The sequence below is a fragment of the Desulfobulbaceae bacterium genome (genome assembly GCA_013792005.1).
In the GTDB taxonomy this organism is placed as follows: domain Bacteria; phylum Desulfobacterota; class Desulfobulbia; order Desulfobulbales; family VMSU01; genus VMSU01.
This window is the reverse complement of the sequence record VMSU01000131.1, coordinates 1-11,243: the sequence shown is the minus strand read 5'-3', so window position 1 is coordinate 11,243 and position 11,243 is coordinate 1. Positions and strand designations below refer to the sequence as shown.

Below are 11,243 nucleotides of genomic sequence, written 5' to 3'. Positions count from 1 at the left end.
CTTTGATCTTCATGCCATCCTCCCTGTTTTTGTTTTGCTGGATACAAAACTATAACGTGGAACGGCATGAAGATCAATTATTTCAGTATGTTATATAGATATTTTCGCTGGCCAGTCCATCGGTCATTTTGCAAGAGGCTCGGAAGTAAGCAGGAATGTACTTGAGATTTCTCTGTTTTGTCCGTCGTAATGGAGCAGGTCCTAGCCAACTTTTTTGCACTGTCATTATCACCGTATGAATTATAGGGGAAATAGATTTTTGTTAACACATCCAAATCGCGAAACCGCAGGAGAGACCTTTCCGACGAGTCCAATGGGGCTTAGCTCTTATGGCACGCCCGAGAGGATAAGAGTATGCCATTTTGTTTCGGGAGACCTATGGGCTGGCGCTGAGGTTATGGCTTGGCATTTAATGGAGGCTTTGTGCAATCTTGGCCAGATAGATTTGTCAATTATCATCTGTAATGATGGGGAATTGTATGATAAACTTTTAAGCGAAGGGCGCAATATATTCTTTTTGGATGAAAAGAGATTTTCTCCAATTGACATTTTTTTTCGTCTTAAAAAGTATCTTGAGTTGTACCGCCCTCATGTGCTTCATTGTCATCGTTACAAGGAAAATATTTTAGGTTATCTTGCAGGCAGGTTTGTTTGTAGGCCTGTGTTTGTTTCAACGCAACACGGGATGCCGGAATATTTCCAGGGGTTTCAGCATATAAAAAATAAGTTTTTTTCGACATGTAACGTTGGTATCCAAAAAAAATTTAATGCAGTTGTTGCTGTGTCCTCCGATATTCAGCAAGCACTTATCACTGAACATCGTGTCCCGTCACAGATCATTTCTACCATCAGGAATGGCGTGCCGTTACCGGAGCAGTTGGTCACTGGTCCTCAAAATACGCATTTCGTAATTGGTTCAGCTGGGCGTTTTGTCCCGGTTAAGGATTACGATCTTATGGTGGGGCTAGCAACAAAAGTCATTCAGCAGGCTCCTGAGTTACGTTTTAGGTTGGCAGGGGAGGGTCCCTTGCGAGAACAACTTCAAAGTTCCATCAGCTCCAATAATCTTGTCGAGTATTTTACTCTCACTGGAGCTCTGCGGGAGATGGGGAGTTTTTATCTCGGACTTAACCTGTATATTAACACATCCTTGCATGAAGGGATACCCATGAGTATTTTGGAGGCCATGTCCTATGGCGTTCCGGTGGTTGCCTGTGATGTCGGCGGGATTCGGGAAATTATTGATGATGGGGTGGACGGGTTCCTGGTGTCAAGCAGGGATCCGCAGGCTTTGGCGGAGAAATGCCTGCTGCTTTATCAAGATAGGGTCTTATGGAAAAGAATGTCGGCAGCGGCACGGCGAAAAATTGAAACCAGTTTTTCCGATGTTTTTATGGGAGAGCAGTATCTTGCTCTTTATCATCGCATTCTTCAACAAAAGAAGATTTTTTTGCCATGAGCTCCTCCAGCTTTCCCCTCATGATTAAGGGGTTCCTTTGCCGTCTGCTATTTTTCTCGGGCATGGCCGAGCATAAAATAAACCAGCTCGCCAAGAGGGATGCACTCATATTGATGTATCACCGCATTTTGCCAATGGATAAGGTGGATGGATCAATTGAACCAGGAATGTATGTGACGACCGAATCATTTTCTCGGCATCTCTCCTACCTTGCACAATATTTTGAAATTCTCCCTCTGGCCTCGCTTATTTTTGACTCGAGCTTATTTCTCTGCGATAAGGTGAAGCCGCGTTGCGCTATCACTTTTGACGACGGGTGGTTGGATTTTTTGCTGCACGCCTTCCCCGTGCTCCAGCGTTTCAATGCACCAGCCACCGTGTTCCTTCCTACCAACTTTATTGGCACGGACAAAGAATTCTGGACCGATGCTGTAGCAAAATTGCTCCTTCATGAGCAATTGTTGCGGCAGTCCCTTACAACAACATCAGCAAATGCTGACACACTTCGCTCCAATATTATTGTCGAGCGCATATTGCGTGCTGATGCCGCCAGCGAGGAGGGGAGGCTAGACCAAGTCGTCAGCAGTCTGAAGTGCTATCGTGCGGAAGATATCTATCGTGCATTGGATGAGCTAAGAAGCATTGGGGCGGCCAATGCCACTGCGGATAGAGTGTTCCTCAATTGGGACGAAGTCCGATCCCTTAAGGATACAGGGTTAGTCACCTTTGGCTCTCATACGGCGGGTCATAATATCTTGACAACTATAGAAGCCGACGAGGTTTGCCGCGAGTTGAGCCTTTCCAAAGAAAAAATGATAGCCGAGAAAGTGATTTTAGCAGAAGAGCCTTTACTTTTTTGCTATCCTAACGGTAATTCGAATAGTGACATTGCAGCTCTTGTTGCGTCTGCTGGCTATGCCGGTGCTGTGACCACCAAGGAAGGCTGGAACGGGTGCTGCGTAAACCGTTTTCTTCTTAATCGAATAGGTCTCCACGAGGATATGAGTTCAACCCAAGCGATGTTTGCCTGCCGACTCGCGGGTTTAATTTGATTGAATTCATCGGCCTCTGTTCGTTGCCCTTTCCTAACTCTAGTAATAAAGTGTTTTACTTCTCGTATCCTGCTGATGATGCAGGAATCACCATCAATCGATTTTCCCAGATAATCAAGGCCATAGAGACATGCTCGATTTTGTTTTTGTTCTGTCAATAGCAGGTGTCGGGTATGCCTATTTTGGGTATCCCTTCTCTTTGTATATCATACAGCTTTTTCACTTTAAGGCTGTTCATCGGGAGCTAATCCAGCCAAAGGTTACTCTTATCATCACTGCCTTTAACGAGGGGAAGCGTATCCGGGAGAAACTGGAGAATGCCGAAGCGCTCACTTATCCTAAAGAACGCATACAGATTCTCGTGGCATCTGATGGCTCAACTGACGATACGAACAATATCGTTCGGGAGTTTGCGAGATCGGGCATCGAACTACTGGACATAACACCCCGACAAGGCAAAGAGAATGCACAGAAAGAGGCTGTGAGATCTGCCAGTGGAGATATATTGGTTTTTTCTGATGTGGCGACTCGCATGGATCCGGATGCGTTGGATAAAGTAGTGCGAAACTTTGCGGATCCATCCGTAGGCAGTGTCAGCAGTGAAGATAGGTTGATTGGAGCCGATGGTAAGCCGAGCGGCGAAGGGGCGTATGTGCGCTATGAGATGTGGTTGCGTCGGCTGGAGTCTCGGGTAAATACCTTGGTTGGCTTAAGTGGATCCTTTTTTGCTGCCCGGCGTGAAGTTTGTCAGGATTTTGTAGGGGATGTGCAAAGTGATTTTCGAACTCTGCTCACCAGTGTCCGATTAGGTTATCGGGGGATCAGTGATCCAGAAGTGATTGGATATTATAAAGATATCGCTGATGAAAAACGTGAGTTTGAGCGAAAGGTGCGAACTGTACTCAGGGGGATTACAGTTTTTTTTCGCCATACCGAGTTCTTGAACCCCTTCAGGTACGGACTGTTTGCCTATCAATACTTCTGCCATAAGTTATTGCGCTGGTGCGTTCCGCTGTTTCTTCTTGCGGCTTTTTTCTCTAACCTGCTACTTGTTACACGTGCGCCGTATTATGTGTTCTTCATGTTATGCCAGATTGCATTTTACGGGGCCGCCGGGTACGGGTGGCAGAAAGGGGGGTCTTCTTCCCGGCTTCTAAAAATTCCTATGTATTTTGTGATGGCGAATTATGCCATTCTCGTTGCTTGGTGGAAATTTTGGGGAGGTCAGCGGGTAGTACTCTGGACGCCATCTGAAAGATAGCTTGACCTGAGTTGTATTCTACGAGTCTCAAGTGCAATCATGAGGGTGTGTCATCGCCCCTGTATTCTTGACAGACGTGGCAGAGGTGGGATTTTTTTTTGTGATCACCTCAATCCTTGTTGTCCAACTATTGCTGCAATAACGACTCGCCACATCTTGCGTGTTTTTCAGCCACCTGTCGATTTCATTTTTCAAGAGTTCCAGTGTGTTGAAGGACGATAAAGAGGTTTACAGCGTTGTGGCATCGCTTGCTTTGCTCTGGAAGTCTCATCGACTCTGGCTGGCTTTGGCGAAACCTGTTGCCCATGGTGTGCGATCAATCCAACAAGTTCATCAGGAAGCTCTTCGGCACGCTTCAAATCAACTGTGACATCATAAAGAGTTAGAATTTTTTCAATTGCTAAGAGTGCTGGAAGCCATCCGGATAGAGGCATGCCTATCACTAGGATGTCCAAGTCGGATCGTTCATTAAATTTTTTTTGTTGTAATACCGAGCCAAAAATAAAAACTTGTTTCGCTCCAAACTGTTGTGTGATGTCTGCTACAATGTCAAAACTGGTAAGAATTCGCTGGCGTTTCTGCTCGGTTTTCTTTTTGCGGTTGTCTTGCCGTTGGAGATGGTAGGCGCGATTGTGTTCAAGTGGTACGGGCATTGTCAAGTCCTGCTAGAAAACTTAGGAAATTAAGTAAATCAGCCTCCACTGTTTGCCAAGTCACCTGAAGCTCACCCGCAAGAAGAAATATCCGATCTGGGTCCACTTTGTGAGTGTAAAGGTTTCGGAATGGATGACGGAAAGCTCTGAAGGCATCAAGGTGCTCCTGGCTGGCAGGTGAGATTACGGGGCAGCGTACTTGCGGGATTTCAGCCGACATTTGCGTTAATAGCTTTTTGTGCCAACTTTCTCCACGGGGGGAGCCGCCATCGACCTCCGTGGCGATGGTTTCGAAAATACTTTCCAACCCGGTATAAAAATAATGAAGACATGCCGCCAGGCTATCCGCAAGAATATCTTCCTCATTGCGAGAGATGAAGTCTGCTCTGCGGTTTATTCTATTGATACAGGCCTCTACTGTGCTGGAGAGTTCAACCATTTCTCGTGATAGTATGGCGCATAGTGGTGCAAACATTATTGATCTCCAGGTAAGGCGTCACTCTGAGGATAACCGGTGCTGGCAGATGTATCACAACTGAGTAGTATTGGAGCGGAGAAACAACTGCAACATCAATATCGCTCCATTTATCTGCAAGCCCTTTGGTATAAGAACCGAGCGTCATCCCAGCACTCAGTTCAGTCCTCGCTTGACGGGGATGATTTTAGCTGGGGCCCAGTGCGTCAAGACGGTCTGGATTCCGGCTAAAATCATGCCGGAATGACGAGAAATCTCATGCGTACACAGCTGTAACGTAAATGTGACAAAGGAAGAATTAGGCGCTCAATGCTCTGCCGGGCTTGAGGCAAATACCTCTTCCAGGGTCTTGGCATCCAACACGGCATCGCCCCATGCCTCCAGCTGCGAAATCGTTGCCTCCGTCAAGTGGTTTTCTACCCATTGAGGTAACGGTCCGAACCGGCGAACTAGCAGGCGCCCTAAGAGCTGTGATTCTCCTTGTTGCATCCCTTGTTGCATCCCTTGTTGTATCCCTTGTTGTATCCCTTGTTGTATCCCTTTTTCGATTCCGATACGTTCTACTGAGGTGACGTAGGGCATGGTTTTACTCCTTTCAAGAATTGTTATGTCCTGCCAGAGCTGCTTTTCGAGTTCTGGAGGAAGTCGCATCATCCAGTCGATAACACCGAATAGGTCAATGATGTGTTGTTTATCCCAGTTTCGTTCGTACAGGAGTTTGGTGAGCCGCCACTTGGCAGCAAACCGACGATCATTGTCCCCCTTGGTTTGTTGGGTCAGCAGGTGGGCCGCCGTGACCAGGGCGAAGGAATTGGCCTGAGTCAACAGGCTTTCAAGCCGATCTGCATGGTCACACAATTTGACAATTGGGAATTCCAGCAAGTGTCGGCAGCCGAAGAGCTGATATCCAAAACTGTCTGGTCTCCACCTGGTGCTGTCATCGGCCAGCACCGCCATGCTTGCCACAGGACGGCGATAACGATCGTACAGGCGGTAGTTGTAGGTGAACATCCGTTCGGCAAATTGGCTGTCATGGCCGCCCTGCACTTCAACATGAATATAGACCCAACCTTCGCCGCCGGCAAGGATGGCGACTTGGACCAGACGGTCGATCAGGCGTTTGCCAAGTTCGGCATCCTGAACAACCTGGGCTAGTTCCTGGTCCAGGAAGGTGTATGGCTGTTCCCAGTCAATTTGGGAGTGGGCTTCTGGAAAGTAAAAGGCCATGAACTCCGGGAAATACCTGGTGACGGCATCTTTCCACGGGGTGTCGTAGTCATTATTGTTGAGTGATGTTTGATCCATGAGGATTCTCATGTTGATTTTTCAAGCAGTCAGTTAACTATCAGATTACTTAGAGTTTTGGTCTATGGCAAGCCTGAACGGAAGTTCTTCACCGCTAATCAATGGGAGAGTCTGCGTTTGTTCCAGTATGCTCCAGCATGGGGCGCACCGAAAAATTATTCTTAATTACGACATGTTATGTTAATATGATAGGTGTTTTCAGGGCTTAAAGATGCCTTTTTACCAATAAAAAGCATAGTATAAGCCGGACGAGATTCTTTAAGTGCCGTCATGCCGTCCCAATTAAACACTTTTGCCCACTATATCTTCATATTTGAGTCGATGATGAGCTAATCCGGACACAGTTCTTCACTCGGTAATATCTGAAATAATTTTCCTAAGGGTTTCAGAAAGAAGAGGTAAATTCTTTTCGCAGACCCAAAATATTTCTTCTGCATCAATATCAAAATAATGGTGAGAGATAATATCACGCATTCCTTTCGCACCCTTCCAGTCGACCTCCTGGTAATTCTGGAGCAATTTTTTTCCTGTTATTTTATCTATATTCTTTAAACTTCAACAACCGCAATCAGCAACATACAAATGGCATCCAGCTTCTCCGTGCCACTAACAGTATCAGTAAAGAAATCAGCTGAGTCAACCGGCTCAAATCTTTTTATTATACGCTCTACCGCATTCAGGGTTTGCTGCAACAGTTCTGCAACCATTTCTATGTCAGACATAGATGGCCTCGTTGATGATCCGCTTCTTTAAAAACGGATTCATTTTATCGCGGAGTCTCACTATATCAACGGGAAGTCGCAGTTGTTTCTCTAAATCTTCTTTAATATGAGCCTCTTGCAAAATGAGGATATTTTTCACTCCTGGTCATTTTGCAAAAGCTCGAACACGTAATTTCAACAAGTTAGACGCGAAGTGATTCTTGCATAAAGAAAAGTTGTTCATTTTGCAAGAGGCTCATATGTACGATATTAAAAAGATCTGGAGTCTCCGTTTCCAAAACTATATCAACGTCACTTGCATCACTTTCCTCCCCACGAGCAAAAGAGCCAAATATTCCTAATGCGACAATGCCATACTGTCTCTGGTGAACAATTTTAAAGCTCTTTAATTCCATCAATAGTTGTTTTTTACGCATATTTCACCTCTAAAGATAGAGTCAGGGGGCGGAGCAAAAGCATAAGAATAAGGAAAGATCTATTGATTAGATTTTGCCTTCTCATGCACAATACTTTTCTCTAGAAGGAATCCGTGTTGCTCAACTATCACCGCATTGGCGACTCGCCACAGCCCGCAGTTTTTTCATCCACATACCAATTTCTCCGTCCCTTAGTCATCAATCACATTATAGCCTCGCTCGCGCAATTTTTCACCAAGTGTGTTTCTGGCGGCCGCTTCTCCATGGATGAGCTTGATTGTCCCTGGTTTTTGGGGCATGGAGGCGACCCAGTCGATGAGTCCTTGCTGGTCGGCGTGGGCGGAGTAGCCGGAAAGGGTATGCACTGTTGCCTGCATTCGGATTTTATGGCCATCAATGGTGATGGTGCCGTTACGTTCACTTTGTTCTGTTATTCTACGGCCCAAGGTGCCTTTGGCTTGATAACCGACAAAAAAGATATCGGTTTTACTGTCGTTGAGTGAGGCAACAAGATGATCGAGGATGCGGCCGCCGGTACACATTCCACTTCCGGCAATGATAATCGCGGGTCCTGGCATTTCTACCAACTGTTGATGGCTTTGGAATTTTACACTCGAATAGAGCTGCTTGAAATCGATGGGGTTGTCGCCTCTATTTAGAAGGTCATGGGCCTCTTGGTCCCAATACGCCTTCTGCTCAGCATAGACGGTGGTCAATTTCACGCCAAGAGGGGAGTCGACGACTACGGGCAGGTTCTGTAACCCTGCGCTGGTGAGAAATTTTTGAAAACTGGGTTTGGCAAAAAGGCGATCAAGTTCATAGAGGATTTCCTGGGTGCGGCCCAGGGCGAAGGCAGGGATGAGCACTTTGCCCTTATCCTTCAAGGCTCGTTCGAGGGTTTCCTCAAGTCGTTTGAGTCTTTCATGCCGACCTTCATGAAGCCTGTTGCCGTAAGTCGATTCGAGCAGGAGCAGATCACAGTGGGTTGGAGGGTCTGGATCGCAGAGGATTGGCGTATCTTTATTCCCCAAGTCCCCGGAAAAAATTACCGAAAATGGTTTACCTCCCTCTGAGCTTTTTTGATCCGCAATTTCGAAGCGGATAAAGCATGAGCCTAGAATATGGCCGGCCCGACCGAATGAGAAGGTAACTCCTCTTTTTAACTTGAATTCCTGTTGGTATTCAAAACCCCAGGAGAGTTCGTCGATCAGTTGGAGGATTTTCTTTCTCTCATCATTTTCGATGTTGGAAAAGCCCATGGCATCGTTCAGCATAGGCTCGAGTAGGCCTTTTGTTGGATGCGAGCAGAGGATTTCGCCGCGAAAGCCGTTCTTAATCAATTCCGGGACCCTGCCGATATGGTCGATGTGGGCGTGGGTGAGGAAAAGATAGTCAAGATCTGCCGGCTGGATTGGCCAGTCAGCGAAGGGAAGTGCGGTGTCGTTACCTTGAGCAAGGCCGCAGTCGACCATGATGCTGAGTCCGTTTGCCTGGAGTAGGTGGCAGGAACCGGTAACCGAATGTTCGCCGCCAAGATGGGTGATTTGAGGTGTGGTCATAGATGTTGGCCTTGAAAAAAGTTACGATATTGCGTGGTGTCTCCGTTGTTATTGCGATGGTCACAGCGTGACAAGTCATTTTTAAAGTGTCTCGGCTTTGCTTTACATCGGTCGTGAATTCAATACGCTATTTACCTGGAGCCCCAATTGCCGACAGAACTCAATAAAATCATAGATTCCCTTGTCGAGGATAAATTGGACTATTTCCAGGTTCAGGCCCTGGTATTCATGGATGGCAATGTTTCGAAAGCCGACCATGGCGATGAGCCGTGTTGATAGGTCTTGCTCGATCATTCCGTTTTGGCACAAAAGGACGAAGGCATCGGCGCTGCCCTGGGGAATACCGAGCCGCCGTTGAGCCACGATGTGCATTGCCATATCAATGGTTGCCTGGCAGGCGCGCTCCAGGTTTAGAATCAGGGCATCTACATGAGTATAATTATTCAATTGCGGGCAGGCGTTATACTCTTCGGCAATACGTCTCAAGCATCGTTCAATGATGGCGGTTTTGTTTAACAATATGTCATCTGTCACGGCACATGCCTCATTGAGCCTGGTACGCGCGGAGAATTTCAGCCCGCTCGTCATTGAGTTTTCCGTAAAAAGAAAAAACATACATGGCGAACTGATCGTGCAACATGGTGTTTGTGCAATAAAGGAGTTTGCCGTTGACAAGGACTTCCTTGGCAAAAACAGTATTGCTCGTACTGAGGATGCTCAGGTCGACTTTCCTGCCGACTCTTTGCTCAAGCACTGGGGCAAGAAGAAAGAGTTCTATCCGCTCTGGGATGTCTTTTCCGCTAAACAATAAGGCGATATCGATATCGCTTGTCGCGTGCAATCTCCCTTTTGCGGCAGAATCATGGAGGTAGATTGCGACAAGATGAGGGAATGTGTCAGCAAGTTGTTCAACGACAGCTATTTCGATGGCAGTCAATTCTGGCATTGGATGTAGGAGGAGGTGAGCAATTTTTATTGGTGTATAAGGTGGATGTACTGTCTTGCGTGATCGTTAATTGTTGCTTTGGTCGTAAGTGTTTAGCTGCACTGCATCTGTTTTGCCATCGACCTGAATTAATGGCGATCAAAAAGTCCGAAAAAATCTTATTATTTCGCTACTGCCAACGTGTTTTCCAACCATAAGTCACTTAAATTAATTTCAACCTCCTGGAACGGTTCATCGTGTATTTTGTCATTTTCGGCGTATGTCCCAATGATGAGCCACCGTCCGGCTTCATTTTTTAAGACTTCTAGCGTTTTGATGATAGGGTCAATGATCCAATAATATGGAACTCTGTGTTGGCCGTAGATATTCGTTTTTTTTACTCTGTCTATCCGGGCGGTTCCAGGAGAAACTATTTCACATACCCAATCCGGAACAATTTCAATCCAGTTATGATCTTCGGTTTCTGGAAAGCGTTCTTTTTTCCATCCTGCCAGATCGGGTACAAGAAGATCTTCTCCGAACGCTATCTCTGGTTCAACAAGAATTATCCATCCTCCCGGCCCGCCTTTGCCTAATTTATAGGGAGGTAAAATTGCACTGCCAAGACTCAAGGTGGCGTCTGAATGCCTTCTTGATGGTCGAGGGCTGACGATGAGTTCTCCATCAATGATTTCTCCGATCATATTCTCAGGGATGCTGTAGAGGTCGTCGTAAGCAGCTCTCGCTCTGGCTGGCTCGGTCATCTTTGTCTCCCTTGTCGTTATTTGTGGTGGACTATCAACAATTAAATCAACGAGGCTTGTCCTATCCTCAGGCTTCGGCCCTGGATGGAGAGTTTAGTGTTTACTTGGTTATAGGCCAGGAAATCTTGATGCATCAGGGCTGTGATCAGTTACCTTGATTGTACTCGAAACCCTAAGATAACTGTTCATTTTTTTGGAGGAGCTCAGCCTGTGCATAATTTTCTCCATATGCGAGTTTGATTACGCCAGGTTTTTTTGAAATCGAGGAGATCTTGGGATCGATTTTTTTTTGCGCTGAGCCAAAACGGGTCAGGAGAAGCGAAAATAGTTTAGGGTCACGTTACTTCTTTACTGGCGGGGAAGTACTTTCGTTAAGCCTGATTCGAGCGCTGCTTTTGAAAGGTCTGTCGTCTTTCAGTCTGCCGGTAATCGATAGTTCGTATTCTTTGCCGGGAGTCGGATTAGCGAGGGACTGTATGACTTTGTACTGATTGAATTTAACCAGCATGATCGGGTTTTCGGTGCTGTAAGGAATATTGGCTTTTTTCCACCAGGAATTGAAGGACTTGAACTCGCCGGGCACATAATCATTCGGTGCCGCAATGATTAAGATGTCTATGGGTTTGTTTTTTGACGAAGACCAGGGGCTATG

12 protein-coding genes and 1 pseudogene are annotated in these 11,243 nt (G+C 46.4%); 3 read left to right on the top strand and 10 right to left on the bottom strand.

Annotated features, from left to right (window positions below; genetic code table 11):
* The first annotated feature begins 235 nt into the window (after positions 1-235).
* The 3 genes from FP815_07705 (at position 236) to FP815_07695 (ending at position 3,772) form a co-directional block, all read left to right on the top strand.
* Positions 236-1,459, top strand: coding sequence for a glycosyltransferase family 4 protein (locus FP815_07705; protein MBA3014826.1), 1,224 nt, complete (start codon positions 236-238; stop codon positions 1,457-1,459).
* Complete coding sequence (locus FP815_07700) at positions 1,456-2,511, top strand: polysaccharide deacetylase family protein (GenBank protein MBA3014825.1); 1,056 nt, start codon at positions 1,456-1,458, stop codon at positions 2,509-2,511. The genes FP815_07705 and FP815_07700 overlap by 4 nt, the downstream gene beginning before the upstream one ends.
* 130 nt (positions 2,512-2,641) lie before the next feature.
* Positions 2,642-3,772 (top strand): glycosyltransferase family 2 protein, encoded by a 1,131-nt coding sequence (locus FP815_07695; GenBank protein ID MBA3014824.1) that lies wholly within the window; start codon positions 2,642-2,644, stop codon positions 3,770-3,772.
* Between the two features lie 191 nt (positions 3,773-3,963).
* On the opposite strand, the gene FP815_07690 is transcribed toward FP815_07695, so the two are convergent.
* The 10 genes and pseudogenes from FP815_07690 to FP815_07645 form a co-directional block, all read right to left on the bottom strand.
* Positions 3,964-4,425, bottom strand: a complete 462-nt coding sequence (locus FP815_07690) for a nucleotidyltransferase domain-containing protein (protein MBA3014823.1) — start codon at positions 4,423-4,425, stop codon at positions 3,964-3,966.
* Positions 4,409-4,864 carry a hypothetical protein gene (locus tag FP815_07685; GenBank protein MBA3014822.1) on the bottom strand — a complete coding sequence of 152 codons (456 nt, stop codon included), beginning with the start codon at positions 4,862-4,864 and terminating at the stop codon, positions 4,409-4,411. Before FP815_07685 ends, FP815_07690 begins: the two co-directional genes overlap by 17 nt.
* Positions 4,857-5,048: a hypothetical protein gene (locus FP815_07680; protein ID MBA3014821.1), complete on the bottom strand. Its 192-nt coding sequence runs from the start codon at positions 5,046-5,048 to the stop codon at positions 4,857-4,859. Before FP815_07680 ends, FP815_07685 begins: the two co-directional genes overlap by 8 nt.
* 158 nt (positions 5,049-5,206) lie before the next feature.
* Positions 5,207-6,205 (bottom strand): DUF4351 domain-containing protein, encoded by a 999-nt coding sequence (locus FP815_07675; protein MBA3014820.1) that lies wholly within the window; start codon positions 6,203-6,205, stop codon positions 5,207-5,209.
* 348 nt (positions 6,206-6,553) lie between these two features.
* A pseudogene (locus FP815_07670) lies at positions 6,554-6,927 on the bottom strand (DUF86 domain-containing protein).
* A gap of 182 nt (positions 6,928-7,109) precedes the next feature.
* A complete protein-coding gene (locus FP815_07665) occupies positions 7,110-7,343 on the bottom strand; it encodes a hypothetical protein (protein MBA3014819.1) in 234 nt (77 codons plus the stop codon).
* A gap of 191 nt (positions 7,344-7,534) precedes the next feature.
* A complete protein-coding gene (locus FP815_07660; GenBank protein ID MBA3014818.1) occupies positions 7,535-8,902 on the bottom strand; it encodes an MBL fold metallo-hydrolase in 1,368 nt (455 codons plus the stop codon).
* 102 nt (positions 8,903-9,004) lie between these two features.
* Entirely contained in the window at positions 9,005-9,436 is a 432-nt protein-coding gene (locus FP815_07655; protein MBA3014817.1) for a DUF86 domain-containing protein, read from the bottom strand.
* Positions 9,437-9,446: 10 nt separating this feature from the next.
* Complete coding sequence (locus FP815_07650; protein MBA3014816.1) at positions 9,447-9,848, bottom strand: nucleotidyltransferase domain-containing protein; 402 nt, start codon at positions 9,846-9,848, stop codon at positions 9,447-9,449.
* Between the two features lie 161 nt (positions 9,849-10,009).
* Entirely contained in the window at positions 10,010-10,591 is a 582-nt protein-coding gene (locus FP815_07645) for a Uma2 family endonuclease (GenBank protein ID MBA3014815.1), read from the bottom strand.
* Positions 10,592-11,243 lie beyond the last annotated feature (652 nt).